Origin of the sequence: Pseudomonas sp. Tri1, assembly GCF_017968885.1 — a bacterium.
Taxonomy (GTDB): Bacteria; Pseudomonadota; Gammaproteobacteria; order Pseudomonadales; family Pseudomonadaceae; genus Aquipseudomonas.
Genome location: NZ_CP072913.1, coordinates 4,255,933 through 4,276,870 on the forward strand (window position 1 = coordinate 4,255,933; position 20,938 = coordinate 4,276,870).

At 61.6% G+C, this 20,938-nt stretch carries 18 protein-coding genes; 7 read left to right on the forward strand and 11 right to left on the reverse strand.

Annotation, left to right across the window (positions count from 1 at the left end; all coding sequences use genetic code 11):
• The first annotated feature begins 96 nt into the window (after positions 1-96).
• Complete coding sequence (locus tag J9870_RS18140; protein WP_210639353.1) at positions 97-1,485, forward strand: surface-adhesin E family protein; 1,389 nt, start codon at positions 97-99, stop codon at positions 1,483-1,485.
• 40 nt (positions 1,486-1,525) lie between these two features.
• On the opposite strand, the gene J9870_RS18145 is transcribed toward J9870_RS18140, so the two are convergent.
• Positions 1,526-2,272 (reverse strand): transporter substrate-binding domain-containing protein, encoded by a 747-nt coding sequence (locus J9870_RS18145; protein WP_210639354.1) that lies wholly within the window; start codon positions 2,270-2,272, stop codon positions 1,526-1,528.
• Positions 2,273-2,491: 219 nt separating this feature from the next.
• Here J9870_RS18145 and J9870_RS18150 point away from each other — a divergent pair, with 219 nt between their 5' ends.
• The 3 genes from J9870_RS18150 (at position 2,492) to J9870_RS18160 (ending at position 5,446) form a co-directional block, all read left to right on the forward strand.
• Positions 2,492-3,292, forward strand: coding sequence for a hypothetical protein (locus J9870_RS18150; protein WP_210639355.1), 801 nt, complete (start codon positions 2,492-2,494; stop codon positions 3,290-3,292).
• 339 nt (positions 3,293-3,631) lie between these two features.
• Positions 3,632-4,279 carry a VOC family protein gene (locus J9870_RS18155; protein ID WP_210639356.1) on the forward strand — a complete coding sequence of 216 codons (648 nt, stop codon included), beginning with the start codon at positions 3,632-3,634 and terminating at the stop codon, positions 4,277-4,279.
• 213 nt (positions 4,280-4,492) lie between these two features.
• On the forward strand, positions 4,493-5,446 hold the full coding sequence (locus J9870_RS18160) for an alpha/beta hydrolase (protein ID WP_210639357.1): 954 nt from the start codon (positions 4,493-4,495) through the stop codon (positions 5,444-5,446).
• Positions 5,447-5,576: 130 nt separating this feature from the next.
• On the opposite strand, the gene J9870_RS18165 is transcribed toward J9870_RS18160, so the two are convergent.
• From J9870_RS18165 to gabT, 3 genes are all read right to left on the reverse strand, one after another.
• Complete coding sequence (locus J9870_RS18165) at positions 5,577-6,065, reverse strand: Lrp/AsnC family transcriptional regulator (protein WP_003203167.1); 489 nt, start codon at positions 6,063-6,065, stop codon at positions 5,577-5,579.
• Between the two features lie 45 nt (positions 6,066-6,110).
• Entirely contained in the window at positions 6,111-6,767 is a 657-nt protein-coding gene (locus J9870_RS18170) for a 2-haloalkanoic acid dehalogenase (RefSeq protein ID WP_210639358.1), read from the reverse strand.
• Positions 6,768-6,855: 88 nt separating this feature from the next.
• Positions 6,856-8,148 (reverse strand): 4-aminobutyrate--2-oxoglutarate transaminase, encoded by a 1,293-nt coding sequence (gene gabT, locus J9870_RS18175; RefSeq protein ID WP_210639359.1) that lies wholly within the window; start codon positions 8,146-8,148, stop codon positions 6,856-6,858.
• 285 nt (positions 8,149-8,433) lie between these two features.
• On the opposite strand from gabT, the gene J9870_RS18180 reads away from it, so the two are divergent.
• The 3 genes from J9870_RS18180 (at position 8,434) to J9870_RS18190 (ending at position 11,191) form a co-directional block, all read left to right on the forward strand.
• A complete protein-coding gene (locus tag J9870_RS18180) occupies positions 8,434-9,360 on the forward strand; it encodes a glyoxylate/hydroxypyruvate reductase A (RefSeq protein ID WP_210639360.1) in 927 nt (308 codons plus the stop codon).
• Positions 9,361-9,585: 225 nt separating this feature from the next.
• Positions 9,586-10,443, forward strand: a complete 858-nt coding sequence (locus J9870_RS18185) for a GNAT family N-acetyltransferase (protein WP_210639361.1) — start codon at positions 9,586-9,588, stop codon at positions 10,441-10,443.
• Between the two features lie 40 nt (positions 10,444-10,483).
• Positions 10,484-11,191 carry a cupin domain-containing protein gene (locus J9870_RS18190; RefSeq protein ID WP_210639362.1) on the forward strand — a complete coding sequence of 236 codons (708 nt, stop codon included), beginning with the start codon at positions 10,484-10,486 and terminating at the stop codon, positions 11,189-11,191.
• Between the two features lie 1,095 nt (positions 11,192-12,286).
• Here J9870_RS18190 and J9870_RS18195 read toward each other — a convergent pair.
• The 7 genes from J9870_RS18195 to J9870_RS18225 form a co-directional block, all read right to left on the reverse strand.
• Positions 12,287-13,366: a tartrate dehydrogenase gene (locus J9870_RS18195; protein ID WP_210639363.1), complete on the reverse strand. Its 1,080-nt coding sequence runs from the start codon at positions 13,364-13,366 to the stop codon at positions 12,287-12,289.
• 40 nt (positions 13,367-13,406) lie between these two features.
• Positions 13,407-14,864: an NAD-dependent succinate-semialdehyde dehydrogenase gene (locus J9870_RS18200; protein ID WP_210639364.1), complete on the reverse strand. Its 1,458-nt coding sequence runs from the start codon at positions 14,862-14,864 to the stop codon at positions 13,407-13,409.
• 260 nt (positions 14,865-15,124) lie between these two features.
• The gene (gene argE / locus J9870_RS18205) at positions 15,125-16,282 is read right to left on the reverse strand and encodes an acetylornithine deacetylase (protein ID WP_210639365.1); all 1,158 of its coding nucleotides are present in this window, start codon (positions 16,280-16,282) and stop codon (positions 15,125-15,127) included.
• Entirely contained in the window at positions 16,279-17,433 is a 1,155-nt protein-coding gene (locus tag J9870_RS18210) for an FAD-binding oxidoreductase (RefSeq protein WP_210639366.1), read from the reverse strand. The genes argE and J9870_RS18210 overlap by 4 nt, the downstream gene beginning before the upstream one ends.
• Positions 17,430-18,806 carry an FAD-dependent oxidoreductase gene (locus tag J9870_RS18215; protein ID WP_210639367.1) on the reverse strand — a complete coding sequence of 459 codons (1,377 nt, stop codon included), beginning with the start codon at positions 18,804-18,806 and terminating at the stop codon, positions 17,430-17,432. The genes J9870_RS18210 and J9870_RS18215 overlap by 4 nt, the downstream gene beginning before the upstream one ends.
• Positions 18,788-19,096, reverse strand: coding sequence for a (2Fe-2S)-binding protein (locus tag J9870_RS18220; RefSeq protein ID WP_210639368.1), 309 nt, complete (start codon positions 19,094-19,096; stop codon positions 18,788-18,790). Before J9870_RS18220 ends, J9870_RS18215 begins: the two co-directional genes overlap by 19 nt.
• Positions 19,093-20,937 (reverse strand): ABC transporter ATP-binding protein, encoded by a 1,845-nt coding sequence (locus J9870_RS18225; RefSeq protein ID WP_210639369.1) that lies wholly within the window; start codon positions 20,935-20,937, stop codon positions 19,093-19,095. Before J9870_RS18225 ends, J9870_RS18220 begins: the two co-directional genes overlap by 4 nt.
• Position 20,938 lies beyond the last annotated feature (1 nt).

Sequence of the window (20,938 nt, forward strand, 5' to 3'; positions counted from 1 at the left end):
GGCCTGATTGCTGACCCGGGCTCGCGTCACCTAATCACTCCCTCTATTCTACCCCCCCAAAAAACGCCTCCCTCAATGGACTTACCGGAGACACCTGTGCAACGCCCTACCCTCCTCATCGCCGCCCTGCTGCTAAACGCCTGCGTCAGCCAACAGCCTCCAGCCGATAAACAAGCCACCCTCCTCGCTCAGCCGTTGACGCCCAACAGCCTGATGCGCGAAGGCGATGTCATCAACTTCCAGGTGTTCGCCCCACGCGAACCGAACATACCCTTCTGGCAAACGGTTCAGTTTTCGGCGGCCTGCACCAAGCCACAGATCAACCTGGTTTACTCATTCATGCTCCGCCGCTCCTATGCCAACAATTCCGGCCACTATGCCCCGGCGACTGCGTTGCCCGAGCGGTATCACGCGGCGCTGATGAACAACCGGGATTTCACCCAAGCGTGTAAAAGGCTCCCCCTACCGGATTGGCGCCAGGTGACGACGGGCGACGCTGAACGATGGTTGTTGCTCGATAACAGCAGCCTGCAAAAGAACGGCAAACTGGTGCAATTCTGGATGGCGTACGACGAGCCGAAGGCCCGTCTCAACCCGCTGAGTAGCGCGCCTTTCACGCAGACCCGCGAGCAGTACACGATGGACTGCGCTGCGCGAAACGCCACGTTGTTGGCCCGTTATTACCTCAATGCCAATAACGAGGTCACTGATGGGAACGTCGAGATGTTTCCCGAGGCCAAGGCCATTACAGCGGCCGCCCCGGATCAGTTGAAGGTGTTTGAGCTCGTGTGCAACACGCCGACGAGCATTGCCAGTCTGCCAACGTTCAAGTCACGTGCCAAAGCGCCGGTAGCGGCTGACGCTCTGCCGGACATCAACCCAGGTGTGTTGCAGAGCATCGAGCAACTGCACATGCCGGCCCCGGTCAAGACGCTGACTTATATTGAGTTGGCAGGCACCGTCAGTAACGCCCAAAACAGTTGGCCGCAGCGTACTGAGTACTTCCTGTCTACTGACCCTGCAACCCGACAGCTGAGCATTGTTCACAAAAGCGAAAACCTCAATGGCCGCCAGATCAACTGGCGCGGCCTGGTCAGGCTCTCCGGCACAGAGCGGGCCACGCGTTCCGAAAACACCGAGGTGGTCAACAGCCTGAGCTTCCATGGCGATTGGCAGCACATGCCGGTGGGCAGTCAATTGGGCTTCACCCGAGAGGGCAGCCTTACCAGCAACCTGATTGGGACCTTGGGCACGGAACCGAAAACCTTCGACTGCACCGTCGACAGTGAAGGGCCAGCCAAACGATTGAACCCAGGCTTGAGCGGTAACGCCAAGGCGTTGAGCTGCCGTGAACAGCGCCCAAGCTCAACACCTGTGCCGCTGAAGCACTATTACTACTTGGTTGACTATGGTTTCTTCTATCACGCCAGTACTGACAAAAATGACTCGATATCCATCGACATGCATGTGCAGAGTGTGAAGTAAGTGACGGTCTGCGGGGCCGGTTTTCGCCGGTTCCGCGCGTTCATTTCCCAACCGCCCCCTCATACCGCCGCTGAATCCGCTCCAACTCCCCAGAACGCCGCAACTGCTCCAAAGCCCTGGCCCACGCGGTCACCACCTCGTCGTCACAGTCAGGACTGAAAGCGATATACAGCGACGAACGATAGAGCTCGATGGGAATCCTTCGCAGCGTGCCGGGCGCGATGTTCAATTGGCGGCTGTAGTAAGCCACTCCCGCATCGGTGTCGCCGACAATGATGCCGGTGCGCCCGGCGAGCAGCATGCGGTAGAGTAGCTTGCTCTCGGTTGCACTTTTGTCCAGGTTGTTGAAGCCCAGCGACTGCAGCATCGTGGGCACCAGGCCGGCATGTCGCGTGGTGACCTGCGGGGCGTGCAACAGTTGCTCCAGGGAGTTCACCGGCGGCGCACTGGCCAGTTGATAGGGGTGAATGGACTCTTCCACGATCGGGCCGACCCATTTGTAAAGTGGCTCGCGCTCCGCCGTGCGAAACAGGGAGTACATGATGGTCTTGTGCCGGGTCTTCAGTATCTGGGTGGCGCGCATACTGGGTTGCAGCAGCACCTCGAACTTATCCCCGGTCAGCGCCATGATGGCCCGGACAATTTCCGTGGTCATGCCGGTGAGCTGATTGTTTTCCTGGTAGTTGTACGGTGCCCACTCTTCAGTGACAACCTGATACTCCTCGGCGCCGACCCCAGTGCCAAGCAATAGACAGAGCAGCGCTGCAGCCGGTGTCGAATGTCTCACGTATTCTCCTGATGCTATTGAGCGCTCATGGTTGGACCTGGTTGAAAGGGTAATACAAGCATAGACCCAGACGCGTCTAACGGTTGAGTCCACGGCCAAAAGCAGCCCTCCCTCCCCTTAGCAACCCCTGCACCTTGGTGTAGGATCAGCGCAGATCGAATAGGGGCATGCCTGCCCGAGCACGTCCATTTCCGCCTTCCTCCATATGATCCCATCCCTATGAATCCAATCGATCCACTGGCATTTCAACGTATCATCACCACCCATGGAAAACTTGAGGGCGCGACGTATTTCGATGCTGAAGAAAGTCTCGTCCATGACGTCTTCGCTGACCGTATCGTCTTCCAGACCAACTATCTGGATCACAGCAGCTATGAAGTCGATCTTGTCGGGGGTGGAATACGGGTGCGCAAGACATGCCTGGATAACTACCAGCGCGGCCATAAGGCACAGGTGATCGATGATGATATGGCCGAAGACGATTGGAGCGAGCTGGGCAGCCTCTGGCAGCGCTTGAGCCAAGACCTGGACACCCAGGAACAAGGACCACAACTCGATGTGGCCGACACCCTGGCCGACCTGTTTTATTACCTGTTCGATGAGGCCCACGCGCAAGTACTCACTGAGAAAATCCCGGCCCCTACCGCACAGTGGGATTGGGCGTGGACGCAAGTTGCGTCAGCGCTCACCGAGGCCAATCAGTTGGCCGAGTTCGAATGGAAGGAGTGGTCGTCCCTAGGGGTTGATGCGGTCAATGCCCTGGCACCGTTACGGCAGTTGGACATTGAGATCCCCGCGCCTGACCGCAAAGCCATCGAAGACATTAACGCTGCCAACGACTGGGAGCGGGCGCTGCTTCAGTATTTCAACGTACAGCTCGATGCCCATGATTTGAAGTTGCTGGCCATCGGCACTCATTTCGATGAATACCAGGCTTTTGCCTGCCTGCCCATGAACGGCTTGGGCCTGGCCAATGCGCTGGAGATCATGGGTAAGCTGGGCATTGTCTATAAATATTAAATCTTAATGCCGCGATGTTTATGCGTGGCGCCCGGCTAACCCTCCTTTGAGTCTCGAAGCGACGACATGAAAATCTGTGATCAATGCACGTCCCTCATCCTTGACGACAACGCCGCTTGCCCGCGCTGCGCCGAGGAAATGAGGCATACGGTAGAGGCGCTCGCGCCAAGATCCCAGCCGTCGAAAGCGCCGAAAATCCTGAAATGGCTGCTGATCGGCTTTGTAGTCGCAGTACTGGCAGCCGTAGCGGCGGTCATGTGGATATTGCACTCGCTGGGGCCGATGCCTTCCTTTGGTTGATGGCTGCATGTACTTCCCAACTCACGGACGGATGAACACATGAAAACCACTATTGATCACCTCGTCGTCGTGGCGCCAGACCTCGATACCGGCTGTGCGTTCGTGACGGCTGCATTGGGCGTCGACCTTCAAGCGGGTGGCGCCCATTCCCGAATGGGCACCCATAACCGGCTGCTTCACCTGGGCCCAGGGCTGTACCTGGAAGTGATTACAGTAGACCCATCCGCCAAACGCCCGGATCGCCCGCGCTGGTTCGGCCTCGATCAATTGGGCCCTCAATCGCCGGCGCGCCTGGCGACCTGGGTGGCACGGACCGATGCTATCCATGTGGCTCGTGATGCGTGTCACAGCGTTGTCGGGGATGTTGAACCCATGACGAGGGGAACATTGAGTTGGCAAATAACCCTACCAACGGATGGCAGCCTGCCTATGGCCGGATCGGCCCCCACCCTCATTCAATGGGCGCCTGGACCTCACCCTGCGGACATGCTCCAGGACAAAGGCTGTTCGCTATTGGCACTGGATGTCTTTCATACGGATCCGGAAAAAATCGAAGCGCTCCTGACGGCCATGAACTTTTCTGGCCCGGTTCATCTTCATGCACTGCAAGCGCCTTCGGCACCCTATCTGCTTGCGCATATTCAAACACCCTATGGCCTGAAGACATTGCCGCTTTCAACCATGTAACCGTTTGAGGCGGCTTCGCCACCCAGCGGGAGCAAGCTCCCTCCCACGATTTGTTCGCCACGCCACCGAAGCGAAACGCAGGTATCTGTTATTCCCCATAGTTGCTATCGATACCATGCAGTTCTGCTCATCAGCCTCTCTCTCTAATCTGCCCACCAACGCGATCGACGACGATCGCAGCAGATCAAACCGCCCCTTATGGAGAGAGAAACGATGAACACATTCAACCGCACCCTGGCCGTCGCAACACTGGCATTGGCAACCCTCAACGCCGAGGCAGCATCGCCTGTCCAGGCCGCTGCGAGCGTGTCCGCTGTCGGCAGTGTGATCCAGTCCGCCAGCTATATCACCACCAAGGATGGCGTACAGCTTTACTACAAGGACTGGGGTCCGAGGAATGGCCAGGTGGTGACCTTCAGCCACGGCTGGCCGCTGGACTCGGACAGTTGGGAAGCGCAGATGATGTTCCTCGCCTCGAAGGGTTATCGCGTAGTCGCCCACGATCGTCGCGGCCACGGTCGCTCCAGCCAGCCTTGGGAAGGCAATGACATGGATCACTACGCCGACGACCTGGCGGCAGTCATCGAAACGCTGGACCTGAAGGATGTGACCCTGGTTGGTTTCTCGACGGGGGGCGGTGAAGTGGCACGCTATATCGGTCGGCACGGCACCGGTCGGGTGAAAAAAGCCGTCCTGGTTTCCTCGGTACCACCGTTGATGCTCAAGACCGAAACCAACCCCGGCGGCCTGCCCATCGAGGTGTTTGACGGCCTGCGCAAGGCGTCCCTGGAAAACCGCTCGCAGCTGTACCTGGACATCGCCTCGGGCCCGTTCTTTGGCTACAACCGCAAGGGTGCCAAGCCGTCCCAAGGCCTGATTCAATCCTTCTGGGCGCAGGGCATGATGGGTGGCAGCAAGAATACCTATGATTCCATCGCCGCGTTTTCGGCCACTGACTTTCGCGGTGACTTGAAGAAATTCGACGTGCCGACCCTGGTCATCCATGGCGACGACGATCAGATCGTGCCTATCGATGCTTCAGGCCGGGCTTCGGCGGCGCTGATCAAGGGCGCTCGACTGATCGTCTACCCTGGCGCCCCGCATGGCTTGACCGAGACGCATAAGGACCGTCTTAACCAGGACCTGCTGAAGTTCCTCCAGGAATAAAGCAAACCCCTGCCCTGTGGGAGCGAGCTTGCTCGCGATAGCGGAGTGTCAGTCAGCATTTATGTTTCTGACACACCGCCATCGCGAGCAAGCTCGCTCCCACATTTGCTCGGGTGGAACCATGCTGCCATCAATGCCGCAACAGTTTACGCAGCGGAATCTCGTCCTTGCGCACAGGGGATTTGATGACGATGTAGCTGAAGTACTTGGAGATGCCGATGTTCTTGTCCAGCAAACTTTCCATCACATCCTGATAATCCTGGATGCTGCGGGTCATGAAGCGCACCAGATAGTCGTAGCCGCCGCTGATCAGGTGACATTCGAGCACTTCATCCACCAGGCGGATGTTGGATTCGAATTTGGCAAAGTCCTCACGCTTGTGGTCACTCAAGGTGACTTCAGTGAAGACCGTTACCGAATCGGTAATCTTGGCCAGGTTCAGATGGGCCTTGTAACTGGAGATATACCCCAACGATTCCAGCCGCTTGACCCGCTGCAAGCATGGGCTGGCGGACAGGCCGACGGCATCGGCCAGGCTGACGTTGGTCATGCGACCGTCTTTTTGAAGCTCTACCAAAATGCTGATGTCGATCCGGTCCAGTTTCGCTAAACCTTCCATCGCATACCTCTTGCCTGCCGTTCGTAAGACAATCTTCTAACAAAATCAGCGTCGTAAAGACAGCTGATGCTGAGCCACCAGATCAGCCATGCTGTTGATGCAATAATCCGCCGCACAGGGCGTGGACGGGTTTTCGCTGCTGCGGCAGATCAGGCAAACCGCCCCGACCTCCCGTGGACGGGCGCCCGGACGGGTTATCTGTAGAATAGCTTCGGCATCCAGATCGTTGCTCAGCAACCAATCGTGATCCTGCAACGGGTCGCTCGCCAGGGAAATGAAATCATCCGGCTCGATGCCCAGGCGCTCGCACAAGGCGCCTCGGTCCTCGGCATCACGATCGCCCAGCACCAGCAGGCGATAGAATTTGCGCAGGTAGAGCATCGCCCCCGGCGCATCCTCGAACAGCGTCCAGCCGGCAGCCGAGCGAGCGAAACTCATGCCCTCCTCCCAACTGACCTTGAGCTTCCAGCGTTCGGCCAATTGGCGGTGGGCGAAACACAGCAATCCGCTGAAGCCCAGTTCGCCGAAGCGTGGGTACAGGGCCTGCAAAACCTCGTCGAACTCGGCCAGCACCTGCGCTTTGTCCGGTGGATTGCCATGGTTTTCCAATAGCGGCTGCAAGGCCGCCCAGACGCCGGAGTCGCGATCCACCAGAACCTCATCGCAGTCGATCAACAACGCTCGATATTCAGTCAGCCTCATGGGTAAAGCCTCCGATGATGTCCATCAATTCACGCTCCATTAATGGCGTGGGCGCTTGCCTTGGCAAACGCCCCGAACGCCAGGCGTTTCAGCCCGTGACCCGGGCCAGTGCAGCGTCGAGAATCTGCAACGCTTCGTCAATCTGCGCTTCGCTGGTCACCAGCGGCGCCAGGAAGCGCAGCACGTTGCGGTAGACCCCGCACTTGATCACCAACAAGCCACCGGCGCGGGCTTCGTCGATCAAGCGTTGGTTCAGGTCGGCATCCGGCGTGCGTGCGTCATCATGCTTGATCAGCTCAATCGCGAGCATGAAACCGCTGCCACGCACGTCACCAATCTGCGGGTATCGGGCTTGCAGGCGCAACAGGCCCTGGCGCAGGCGCTCGCCCAGGGCTTCGCCGCGAGCCAGCAGTTGTTCTTGCTCGTAGGCCTCAATCACCGCCAGCGCCGCCGCACAGGACAGCGCGTTACCGCCGTAGGTACCGCCCAGGCCACCGGGCAACGGTGCATCCATGATCTGGGCCTTGCCAACCACACCGGACAGCGGCAGGCCACCGGCGAGGCTTTTGGCGACGGTGACCAGGTCCGGTTGGATGCCAGCATGCTGGAAACCGAACCATTTGCCGGTGCGACCGAAACCGGTCTGGATTTCATCGAGGATCAGCACGATGCCGTGCTTCTGGGTCAGGGTACGCAGGCCTTGAAGAAACTCGGCCGGTGCCGAAAGGAAACCGCCATCGCCCTGCACCGGCTCGATGATGATTGCCGCAACCCGTTCAGGCGCCACTTGGGTCGCCAATAGTTCGTCCAAGGCCTGGAGCGCCATTTCGCTGGTGACACCGCGATAGGCATTCGGATACGGGGTATGGAAGACCTCCGGCGCGAACGGGCCGAAATTCTGCTTGTAGGGTTGGCTCATCCCCGTGAGGGTGGTGCCGAGCAAAGTCCGACCGTGGAACCCGCCGCGAAAGGCGATCACCGCCGAGCGGTTGGTGTGGGCACGGGCAATCTTCACGGCGTTTTCCACCGCTTCGGCGCCGGAGGTGAAAAAGGCTGCTTTGTAGTGCTCCTGGCCGCCGATCATTTCGCACAGCCGCTGGGCCAGGTCCAGATAGGGCTTGTAGGCCACGACCTGGAAGCAGGCATGGGAGACTTTCTGCAATTGAGCCTGCACCGCCGCAACCACCTTGGGATGATTGTGGCCGATGTTCAACACACCGATGCCGCCGACGAAATCCAGGTAGCGCTTGCCGTCCACATCCCACAGTTCCGAGCCTTGGGCCCTGTCGATGACCAGCGGGTGTGCGGTGACCAGACCACGTGGCACGAATTGATCACGCTGACGGAGCAGACTTGGAGTTTCTTCGACTTTACTGTTCATGGCATTTCCCATCGTGAGCCTCGCACCCAGGAAGCGGCTGCGGTGTGTTCACAGGTTAAGGGTTCGACGCGATTGTCTAAGCCGAACTTGGCCGCTGAGAAATCCGGATCGACTGTTTACACCCCGGCAAACAGCAGAATCCTCCAGCGACCTCCCGGCCCGAGGAATCTGCTGGGAGGGGTACCTTACAACGCAGCGTGATGCTTCTATACGGGCGCTTTCGACAGATCCTGCTCTGGCGTTGAGGCATCCTAGGTATTCCTCAATTCAGGCGAGAAGTGCTCCATGGCCCTGCTTTATAAAGCTGATCCGGTACGCGGCGAACACTGGCGGCGCCTGTTCGCCGAACACGCGCCGGATATCCAGTGGCGTGCCTGGCCGGACATCGGCGACCCGCGGGAGATTCGTTACCTGGCGGCCTGGCAGGCACCGGACGACATCGAAACGTTATTGCCAAACCTGGAGGTGCTGTTCGCCCTGTCAGCCGGTGTCGATCAGCTCGACCTCGCTCGCTTGCCAACCACGCTGCCAGTGGTGCGCTTGCTTGACCCGGGCATCAGCCAAGGCATGTGCGAGTACGCCAGTTTCGCCGTGCTCAGCCTGCACCGGGACATGTTGCGCTATCGCCAGCAACAGGCCGAACGGTGCTGGCAAGCACACCGCTTGGTGCCCGCGCAGCAGCGTCGGGTCGGCGTCATGGGCCTGGGTTTGCAGGCGCGACAGATACTCGCCACCTTGAAGACATTTGGCTTTGCCTTGTCGGGTTGGGCTCGCAGCGAGCATCACATTGACGGGGTGGAGTGCTTTGCCGGTGACGAGCAATTGCCGGCCTTTCTCGGCCAGTGCGACATAGTGCTGTGTGTCCTGCCGTTGACCGAGCACACCCGGGGGATTCTCGACCGCCAACTGTTCCAGCAACTGCCCAAGGGCGCGGCCTTGGTCAACATGGGCCGGGGTGGGCACCTGGTAGAGGCGGATCTGCTGGAAGCGCTTGCCGAGGGCCAACTCAGCGCGGCGGTGCTCGATGTACTGGAGCAGGAACCGGCGCCCGCGGACCACCCGTTCTGGCAACATCCGCAGATCCTGCTGACACCGCACATCGCGGCAATGACCCAACCCGAGAGCGCATTTGGCGTGTTGCTGGAGAACATCCGCCGGCATCAGCGGGGTGAGGCGATGCTGGGGTTGGTTGACCGTGAGCGCAGCTATTGAGCCCTCGGTGGCCGTTGGTTTCGATCTGAACGGCGAAAAACCGAGCCGGTATTTACTGCTGGCCAAACGTCTGATTTGAGCAAGAAATGTGGCCGGCAGAGCCGTTGCTTACGGAAGATACCGAATCGATTTTCCGCGCTTGCCAGGCCCGATTGCAGGTGAGATACAAAGACTTTCAACGCACAAAACCATCCGGTTTCGTCCCTTATTTTATGGTGATCTGCCATGTCCATTTCGCAACGCCCTACATACTTCTATCGCGCCATGACAGCCACCGACGTGCCAGCAGCCCATGCCTTGTCCGTGCAGTTGAAATGGCCTCATCGCCTGGAAGACTGGGCGATGTTGCAACGTGTCGCCCAGGGTTTTGTCGTGGAAGACCAGGGCCGTTTGATCGGAACGGCGTTCACCTGCGCCCAAGGGGACTACGCCACCATCGGCCTGGTGATTGTCGACGATGAGTACCAGGGCCAGGGGATCGGTCGCAAACTGATGGAACTGGCGATCGAGGCATGCGGCGCGCGGACCGCCGTGCTCAATGCGACGCTGGCCGGTGCCCCGCTGTATGCCAGCCAGGGGTTCGTTGATTTTGGGCATATCCAGCAGCACCAAGGGCAAGCGCGGGTGCCGGCTCCACAAGAACTGGCCGCCGGCGAACACTGCCGCGTGCTGGGCGAAGCCGATCACGCCGAGTTGATCAAACTGGCCAATGCCGGTAGCGGGCTGGAACGGACCGCCGTGCTCAATGACCTGTTCGGCGTCGTTGAACATTCAGTGGGGATCGAGCGAGACGGGCACCTGTGCGCCTTCGCCCTGCTGCGCCCCTTCGGCCGTGGCCGCTGCATCGGCCCGGTCATCGCCCAGAACCTGGAACAGGCCCGGCACTTGATCGCCGTGCTGCTGGCCGAAGTGCCGGACGCATTCGTTCGCATCGACATTCCCTCAAACAGTGGCCTGGCGCCTTGGTTGGAAGAGGTCGGGCTCAAACAGGTCGACACCGTCGCCCAGATGGCCCGTGGCACCCCGCCAGCGGCCAGCGGTGCGGTGCGGCAATTCGCGCCGGTGACCCAGGCCATTGGCTGAAAAACCGTCTTGATCAACGCTTCCCTGGAGAATCACCTTCATGCTCGAACCCACAGCAGTGTTGCTGGCACACGCCGATGGCCGTCTCGCCTCGACCTCATTCACCCCCGGCTCGCTGGCGGCCAACGATCCGTTCGACAGGCTCATCGCCTACACCGGGGCGGATGGCATCGCCGCCGGCGTGGTCCGGGGGAACGGGCAGTTCAGCGTCGATGAATACCCGTTCAGCGAAACGATCGTGGTGCATGCCGGCGCGGTGACGTTGCGCAGCCAGGCGCAAACGCTGCAGCTCAAGCCGGGTGAAAGCGCGGTGATCGGCCGGGGGACGGCGCTTGAGGTCGAGGCGCAGGCGGAGTCTCTCTGGGCTTTCTGCGCCGACACCCAACTTGTCGAAGAACGTCATCCCGGGCTCGCGGCACTCCCCGCCCACACCCTGCTCTCGCCCTCTGCGCCACCGGACGACGAGATCCTGCTGAGCCCGTCGCCACAATGTCGTTCCCACAATCTGTTTGTCGAAGAGGCGAGCAACCTGCGCATCGGCATCTGGGACTCGACGCCCTACACCCGCCGGTCACGACCGCACAGACTGCACGAATTGATGCACCTGCTCGAAGGCAGCGTCACCCTGCAAGCCGCCGATGGCACCGGCCTGACGGTCAACACTGGCGATACGGTGTTCGTGCCCCTGAATGCGCCGTGTGCCTGGAAGAGCAGCGTTTATGTGCGCAAGGTCTACGTCGTCAAGTAATCCGGTGTACGACAGTCACACCGCTATCGCGAGCAGGCTCGCTCCCACAGTGGACCTGCGCCAGCCGCAAAACCGAAGGGCGCCCCAGATCAAATGTGGGAGCGAGCCTGCTCGCGATGGCGGCGGCACATCCAACATCATTGCAAGCTGATCCGCCGCTATCGCGAGCAAGCTCGCTCCCACAGGGGACCTGCGCCAGCCGCAAAACCGAAGGGCGCCCCAGATCAAATGTGGGAGCGAGCCTGCTCGCGAAGACGGCGGCACATCCAACATCATCGCAAGCTGATCCACCGCTATCGCGAGCAAGCTCGCTCCCACAGGGGACCTGCGCCAGCCGCAAAACCGAAGGGCGCCCCAGATCAAATGTGGGAGCGAGCCTGCTCGCGAAGACGGCGGCACATCCAACACCATCGCAAGCAGACCCAACGCTATCGCGAGCAAGCTCGCTCCCACAGGGGACCTGCGCCAGCCGCAAAACCGAAGGGCGCCCCAGATCAAATGTGGGAGCGAGCTTGCTCGCGATGGCGGCGGCACATCCAACATCATTGCAAGCTGATCCGCCGCTATCGCGAGCAAGCTCGCTCCCACAGGGGACCTGCGCCAGCCGCAAAACCGAAGGGCGCCCCAGATCAAATGTGGGAGCGAGCCTGCTCGCGAAGACGGCGGCACATCCAACACCATCGCAAACAGACCCAACGCTATCGCGAGCAAGCTCGCTCCCACAGGGGACCTGCGCCAGCCGCAAAACCGAAGGGCGCCCCAGATCAAATGTGGGAGCGAGCCTGCTCGCGATGGCGGCGGCACATCCAACATCATCGCAAGCAGACCCAACGCTATCGCGAGCAAGCTCGCTTCCACAGTGGACCTTCGCCAGCCGCAAAACCGAAGGGCGCCCCAGATCAAATGTGGGAGCGAGCTTGCTCGCGATGGCGGAGGCACATCCAACATCATTGCAAGCTGATCCGCCGCTATCGCGAGCAAGCTCGCTCCCACAGGGGAACCATGGTGGATATGATCTGGCGGCAAAAAAAAGCCCGCAGTGTGAGCGGGCAAAAAGTGTCACAGGTTTGTCCGGCGTCCCTGCCGGGTTAAGCCTCAAAGTGCTGCGGCGATCGCACGGCCAACATCCTGGGTCGAGCCCTGTCCACCCAGATCGGGGGTGATGGGGCCTTCGGCGATTACTTGTTCGATGGCCTTGAGAATCCCATCATGGGCCGCGCGATAACGCTCATCGCCGTTCCCCAAAAAATCCAGCATCAAGGCACCGGACCAGATCATCGCGATCGGGTTGGCGATGTTCTGCCCGTAGATATCCGGCGCTGAGCCATGCACCGGCTCGAACAACGACGGGAAGCGCCGCAGCGGATCGAGGTTGGCCGACGGGGCGATGCCGATAGTGCCGGCGCAGGCCGGGCCCAGGTCAGAGAGAATGTCGCCGAACAGGTTCGACGCCACCACCACATCGAAGCGATCCGGCTGCAACACGAAACGCGCGCAGAGGATGTCGATGTGTTGCTTGTCCCACTTCACCTCCGGGTACTGCTCGGCCATCAATGCCGTGCGCTCGTCCCAGTAAGGCATGCTGATGGAGATACCGTTGGATTTGGTCGCTGCGGTCAGACGTTTGCGCGGTCGGGTCTGGGCCAGGTCGAAGGCGAACTTGAGGATCCGGTCGACCCCGCGCCGGGTGAACACCGACTCCTGGAGCACGAACTCATGCTCGGTGCCTTCGAACATCTTGCCGCCGACCGAGGAGTATTCGCCCTCGGTGTTCTCGCGGATCACCACGAAGTCGATGTCCCCTGCTTCGCGTCCAGCCAACGGGCACGGCACGCCTGGGAACAGGCGCACCGGACGAATATTCACGTACTGATCGAAGTCGCGGCGGAACTTGAGCAACGAGCCCCACAGGGAGATGTGATCGGGCACCTTGTCCGGCCAGCCCACGGCGCCGAAGTAGATCGCGTCGAAGCCCTTGAGCTGTTCGAACCAGTCCGCGGGCATCATCTGCCCGTGCTCCAGGTAGTAATCGCAGTGGGCCCAATCGAGCACTTCGATGTCCAGCGACAGCTGCCACTTTTTCGCGGCCTGCTCCAGCACTCGCAGCCCTTCCGGCAGGACTTCCTTGCCGATACCATCGCCGGCAATGGCGGCGATTCGAAATGGTTTGCTCATCAAGCGTACCTCCCTAATGTCTGTTCAAACGCTGGCCGCATCACAGCCCACCGATGTGGAAGGCTTTGACTTCAAGGTATTCGTCCAGGCCGTATTTGCTGCCCTCGCGTCCCAGGCCCGACTGTTTGATGCCGCCGAACGGGGCGACTTCCATGGAGATCAGCCCGGTGTTGAGACCGACCATGCCGAACTCCAGCGCCTCTCCGAAGCGCCATGAACGGCGCAGGTCCTGGGTGAAGTAATAAGCGCCCAGGCCATACGGCGTGGCATTGGCCAGGGCCAGTGCCTGCTCCTCGGTAGTAAAGCGCATCAGCGGCGCAACCGGGCCGAAGGTTTCTTCGTTGGCCAGCAGCATTCCGGCGTGGGCCTCGCCCAGCACCGTTGGCTCGACAAATTGACTGTCGCCCTCGGGAACACCACCACAGAGCAGACGCGCGCCCTGACTCAACGCATCGTCGATATGCCGGGCGACTTTGTTCACTGCAGCCAGGTTGATCAGCGGACCGATCGTCACCCCAGCCTCCAGGCCGTTGCCGACCTTGAGCTTGCCCACCTCCTCCACCAGGCGCTCGGCGAAGCGTTGGTAGATGCCGTCCTGCACCAGGATGCGGTTGGCGCAGACGCAGGTCTGGCCGGCGTTGCGAAACTTGCTGAGCATGATCCCGGCCACCGCCTGCTCCAGGTCCGCGTCGTCGAACACAATGAACGGCGCATTGCCGCCCAGCTCCAGGCTCAAGCGCTTGATGTGTTCGGCGCTCTGACGCATTAGCAGCCGCCCGACAGCAGTGGAGCCGGTGAAGGAAATCTTGCGCACCGTCGGGTTGCCAGTCAGCTCTTCGCCGATGCCGGCCGGCAGGCCAGTGACAACGTTGAACACCCCGGCAGGAATCCCGACCCGCTCGGCCAGCACCGCCAGCGCCAGGGCCGACAAAGGCGTCAGGTCGGAGGGTTTGACGATGACCGGGCAGCCCGCCGCCAAGGCCGGCGCGCACTTGCGGGTGATCATCGCATTGGGGAAATTCCACGGGGTGATCGCCGCACAAACACCAACCGGTTGCTTGAGCGTGAGCAGGCGACGGTCGCCGCTGGGCGCCGGGATGGTTTCGCCATAAACCCGCCGGGCTTCTTCGGCAAACCATTTGGCGAAGCCGGCTCCATAGCGGATTTCGCCTTTGGCTTCGTTCAGCGGCTTGCCTTGCTCCCGGGTCATGATCAGCGCCAGGTCGTCGAGGTTGTCGATCATGGCCTGGTACCAACGCTCCAGCAGCGCCGCACGCTCAGCCGCCGGCCGCGCTCGCCAGGCCGGCCAGGCACGCTCGGCCGCCTCGATGGCGCGGCGGGTTTCCACGCCTTGCAGGGCCGGCACCCGGGCCAATACTTCACCGGTCGCCGGGTCGATGACATCCAGGGTGGCCGCGCTATCGGCGCCGATCCACTGACCATCGATGTAAGCGAGTTCTGCCAACAGGCTGGGGTCTTTCAATTGATTCTTGAGCATGGTCGCGTCCTGTTCCGAGGTGATTCCAGTCTAAGGAGATGCCACGGGGCAGGATGCTGAAAGCGGGGTTTGGGCAGTGTTGGATGCTGAAATTTGCGGGGAAGCAGCAGGCTCTACTGAGTGGCTCAGCTCGCTCCTGCCCCCCTGTGGGAGCGAGCTTGCTCGCGATAGCGGTGGGTCAGTTGATGCCAATGTTGACTGTGCCGTCGTCATCGCGAGCAAGCTCGCTCCCACAGGGGCTGTGTATGGCTTGGGGCCGGTCAGATTTTCAAAGAGCCCAGCACCCCTTCCAAAAACCGCTCCCCCGCGTCCATCTGGCTGATTTCGATGAACTCGTCAGGCTTGTGCGCCTGTTCGATGGAGCCCGGGCCACAAACCACCACGGGTACATCCAGGCGCTGCTTGAACAGGCCGCCTTCGGTGCCGAAAGAGACCTTGGCAGTGCCGGTGTCGGGGGCGGCGAAGTTCTTCAGGAAGCGCACCGCCTCGACGCTCGGATGGGTATCCAGGCCCGGGTAGACGTTCAGGGTTTCGATCTCGATGTCCGCCACGCTGGAGAGTTTTTTCGCCTCGCGCACGATCACTTCGGCCTGCTCGCGCAGCTGTTCCAGGAACGAGTCCAGATCATCGGCCGGCAAGTTGCGCACTTCAAAATCCAGGGTGCACAGGTTCGGTACGATGTTCAGCGCCTTGCCACCGACGATCTGCCCGACGTGCACGGTGCTGTAGGGTACGTCGTAATCCAGGTCCTGGGCGCCCTGCTCCTGCAATTGCTGTTGGCTCTGGCGCAATGCCGCGATGAAATCGCAGGCCACATGAATCGCATTGACCGAGCGCGGCGCCAACGACGAGTGGGCCTCCAAACCGCGACAGTAAGTACGGTAGGACCCCTTGCCCTTGTGGCCAAGCACGAACTGCATGTTGGTCGGCTCGCCGATCACGCACAGAAACGGCCGCACCGGCGCCAGGTGCAGCACATCGAGCAAACGCCGCACCCCCACGCAACCGATCTCTTCATCATGGGAGAGTGCCAATTGCAGTGGCCGGTTCAAGGAATGGTCGGCGGCATCGAGCATGGCGTCGATGGCCAACGCAATGAACCCTTTCATGTCACAACTGCCACGCCCATAGACCCGCCCGTCTCGCACGGTCGCCTGGAACGCCGGGACCGTCCACGCCTGCCCCGCCGCCGGCACCACGTCGGTATGCCCGGACAACAGAATCCCCGGCAGCTCACGCGGACCGGTGCTGGCGAACAGGTTGGCCTTCTTGCCGCTTTCATCCTTGACGATCAGCGACTCGATGCCCTTGCTCAGCAACAGCTCGCGCACGTATTCGATCAAGGCCAGGTTCGATTCTGATGAGACCGTTTCAAACGCCAGCAGGCGTTCGAAAATGGCTAGCACGCGGGGTTTCATGAGGCTTTGCTCCGTTGCTCGGCAGAAGGGGCGAACCGGCGAATGGAGAACGGCTCAATCGACGTGCTGGTGCTGCCGGTGCTGATCAGCTCAGCCATGACATCACCGACGCCCGGGCCGAGCTGAAAGCCATGCCCGCAGAAACCAAACGCATAGTACAAGCCGTCGACGTTGCCACTGGGCCCCATCACCGGCAAGGAATCCGGCAGGTAGCCTTCGATGCCGCTCCACACGCGGATGATGTTCAGGTTACCGACCCCCGGCAGCAGCCGACGCATCTGGTCCAGTTGATTGAGGATGCTGCGCGGCTCGACATAGGCCCGGCGGTTGAGCATGTCCGGCTTGCTGCGATAGCCGCCGCCGATAACGATATTGCCCCGGGGAATCTGGCGGAAATAGATCACCTCTTCAGGAATTTTGGTGTACACCCCGATCACCGTTGGCAAGGCATATGGCACCGGTTCAGTAACGGCCATCTGTGGACCGTTGGTGTCCAGCGGCACCGGTTCGCCAAACTGTGCCGAGAGCTTCTGGCCCCAAGCGCCTGCAGTAATCAGCAACTGAGCGGCGCCGAACTGGCGGCCATCGGTGGTGCTGATGCTGAAGCCGTCACCGACCTTCTGCACCTCGGCCACTTCACAACGCTCCTCGATGCGTGCGCCGAGCCGTCGGGCCGCCCGGGCAAACGCCGGGGCCGCCAGACGCGGGTTGGCGTGACCGTCGTGCGGCGCATAGGAGCCGCCCTTGACGTCCTTGCCAAGGAACGGAAAACGCGCGTGTAGTTCGCTGCCGCGATAGATCTGCAAGTCCAGCTGCGCCGCTTCCGGTGCCGCTGCGTAAGCCTCGAGCTCGGGTATTTCGTCTTCGCGATAGCACACGCGCATGTGCCCGCTGGCGATGAATTCCAGGTCGTCATCGATCAGCTCCGGCAGGCGTTTCCATAGCGCCCAGGAGCGGTTCGCCAACTCCAGTTGCCCGAGGAAACGCCCCTGGCGCCGGACGTTGCCAAAGTTCACGCCGCTGGCGTACTGACCGATCTGGTCACGCTCCAGCAGGATCACCGATTGCCCCCGCTGACGCAGGAAAAACGCCGCCGCCGAGCCCATCAGGCCGCCACCGACGATCACCACATCGGCTTTATTCACCGTCATGGCGCCACCTCCCGGGTGAGCATCGAAAGCGGTTTGACCGGTGCCTGACCGCGCTGGCGTCCCACCTCTTGCACTTGGACACCCGCTGCGGCGGCAATCACTTCAGCCCCGGCCTGGGAGCAGTAACGCCCCTGGCAACGGCCCATGCCGACCCGACTGAAAGCCTTGGCCCGGTTGACTTCACAAGCGCCCTTTTCACTGACGGTGCGACGCAACTCACCGGCACTGATCATCTCGCAGCGGCAAACAATGGCCTCGTCCGGCAAGGCCTTGGCTTGCGCGGCGGGCCAGGGAAACGCCTGGGCCAGGCCGAGGCGAAACGCATCCATTACCCTGAGCGCCTGGCGCTGCTCGGCGACCTGCGCAGCGTCCACCGGTTGCTGCAAATCGCGCAACAAGGCCAGGGCGACCAGCCGCCCGGCGTGCTCGGCGGCATCAGCGCCACGGATCTTCGAACCATCTCCGGCAGCGTAGACACCGCTGACCGAGGTCCGGCCCTCTTCGTCCACGTCCAGCCACCATTGCCCTGAAGCCTCGTCGAAACGCATGCGACAACCTGCCAGGTCAGCCAGTTGGGTTTCCGGACGCAAGTGATAACCCAGCGCCACCGCGTCGCACGCCACCGTCAAGGTTTCCCCGTTCGCGGTGCGTACTCGTACGCCACTGACACCGGTGACCGCCTCACCGAGCACTTGCAGGGGCGAAATGCCCAGGTGGACCGGGATCTTCGCCCGATACAACTGGGCCAACAGCTTCATGCCGGTGAACAGCAATCCCGGACGCGACATGAGTTTGGGCAAGGCTCTGATACGCTGGCTCAACGGCGAAGTGTCCAGCACCGCTGCAACATTGGCCCCGGCTTTTACGTATTGGCTGGCAACGAGGTACAGCAACGGCCCGCTGCCCATGAACACCACGCGGTGGCCGATGGAAACCGCCTGGGCCTTGAGCGCAATCTGGGCCCCGCCGAGGCTGTAGGTGCCGCCCAGTTGCCAACCTTCGATCGGCATCAGGCGGTCGGTGGCCCCCGTACAGAGGATCAGTGCGTCATAGTCCACCGTCGTGTGCCGTCCCTGGCTGACGCAGCACAGCTGCCCGGGCGTCAGGTTCCACACCAGCGTATCGGGGCGGTAGTCGATCTGTGGGCGCAGGCGATCGAAGCTTTCGTGCAGGTCCCGGGCCTTGTCTGCCTCAGTGCCGTACAGCGTCGTGTAGCTGCGGGTGAACCCTTCAGGTTGACGCCGGTAGATCTGCCCGCCATCGCGACGATTTTCGTCGATCAGGATCGGCTTGAAGCCCGCCGCCACCAAGGTCTGGGCACAACGGATGCCGGCCGGCCCGGCGCCTACGATGACTATCCGCGCAGTGGCCATATTGCCTCCGGTTGCCGAGTGATGATGTCCAGCCCTTCGCGTACTTCATTGGAGCAGGCCCGCAGGCGTTCGCCGCTGCGGGTCCAGACCCAGCAATCCTGGCAGGCGCCCATCAGGCAGAAGCCGGCGCGGCTGCCCGGATCGAATTCCGATTGGCGCAACGCCGGGCCATGGGTCAGCAACGCTACCATCAGCGTGTCGCCCTGCAGCGCCTCGATGGGCACGCCATCGACCTTCAATTTGACGATAGGCCGGCCCTGTTCGGCCAGCCTCACGAAACGCCCGTTCATGCGTAGGCTCCCACGATCATGCTGTTTGAATCCTGTTGGCTCTTGAGCAGCTCGGCGCTGTCGTGATGACAGAGCACTTCACTGCCACCGTCGAGGGTGCGCCGAGGCGGCGCAATGAGGTTACACACACCGTCGACCCGCACCGGACAGCGGCTGAGGAAGGTGCACAAGCCCGGCACGTCGGCCCTTGCACCCAACGCAGGCAGGCTGCCGCAAGTCGTGGCGCCACAGGTTTCCAGCCAGCCCTGGCGCAACTCCGGCACCGAGTGGATCAACAGGTCGGTGTAGGGATGGAACGGCGCCTGGGCGAACGATTGTCGTGCCCCCGCCTGGACCTTGCGGCCGCTGTACATCACCACGATGTCGTCGCACAGCGCCCGCACCGTGGAGATGTCGTGGCTGATGAACAGGTAGGACACCCCCAGTTGCTGGCGCAGGTCGCGCAGCAGTTCGAGAATTGCCGCGCCGACCACGGTATCCAGGGCCGAAGTCACTTCATCGCACAAAATCAAATCCGGCTTGGCCGCCAGCGCCCGGGCCAGGTTGACCCGCTGCTTCTGCCCACCGGAGAGTTCGCTCGGGCGGCGCTCGGCCAGCTCCCGAGGCAAACGAACGAGGTCCAGCAGCTCGCCGATACGCTCGCGCAACGCCGCACCCTTGAGGCCGAAATACATCTTCAGTGGCCGGCTCAGGATGGTGCTGATGCTGTGCATCGGGTTCAGCGCGGTGTCGGCGTTCTGGAACACCATCTGGATGCGCCGGAACTGTTCGTCCGTACGTTCAGACAGGCTGCCACCCAGTGGCTGACCATCAAAGGTCAACCCACCGAGGGCCGGGGTCAACAGCCCCGCCACCACCCGCGCCAGGGTCGACTTCCCCGAGCCCGATTCGCCAATCACGCCAATGGCCTGGCCCCGGCGTACGGTCAGGTCGATGTCTTCCAGCACCCGGATCGCCGGCATGCCATGCTGGTTCTTGTTGCCGTAGCCGGCGGTCAAACCCTGGATGGTCAGCAATGGCGTGTCTTCGGCTACGCCGCAAGGCGGGCGAATCGTCGTATCCGGCCGCGCCGCCGCCAGCAGGCTGCGGGTATAGGCGTGGGCCGGACCTTTGAGCAGCGATGCGGTGGCATTGTGTTCGAAGATCTGCCCGCCGTTGAGCACCACGATCTGGTCGGCCATCTGTGCAACCACGGCCAGGTCGTGGGACACGTAGACCGCCGTCGCGCCACGTTCGCGCACCACGCGCTTGAAGGCACGCAGCACGTCGATCTGGGTGGTCACATCGAGGGCCGTGGTCGGCTCATCGAGCACCACCAGCAGCGGATCGCTGATCAGCGCCATGGCCGCCATCACCCGCTGCAACTGTCCGCCGGAGACTTGATGGGGATAGCGCCGACCGATGCGCTCGGGATTTGGCAACGCCAGGTCGCGAAACAGTTCGATGGCCTTGGCCTCAAGCGTCGCCCGATTGCCCAGGCCGTGGATCAGCGCACCTTCCACCACTTGGTCGATGAGCCTTTTGGCCGGGTTGAATGCAGCAGCGGCGCTTTGGGCGATGTACGACACACGGTTGCCGCGCAGGCCTTGCAGCTCGCCTTCGCTCAACGCCAGCATGTCGTGCTCGCCGACCTGCACCACGCCACCGGCCAGGCGGCAACCGCGCCGGGCATAACCGAGCAATGCCAGGGCGATGGTGGTCTTGCCGGAGCCAGACTCGCCGATCAGTGCCAGTACCTCACCCTTCTCCAGAGAGAAGCTCACGCCCTTGACGATCTCCACCTCGCCACGCTCGCCGCCGGCGACCACGCGCAAATTCTCGACTCGGATCAATTCGCTCATC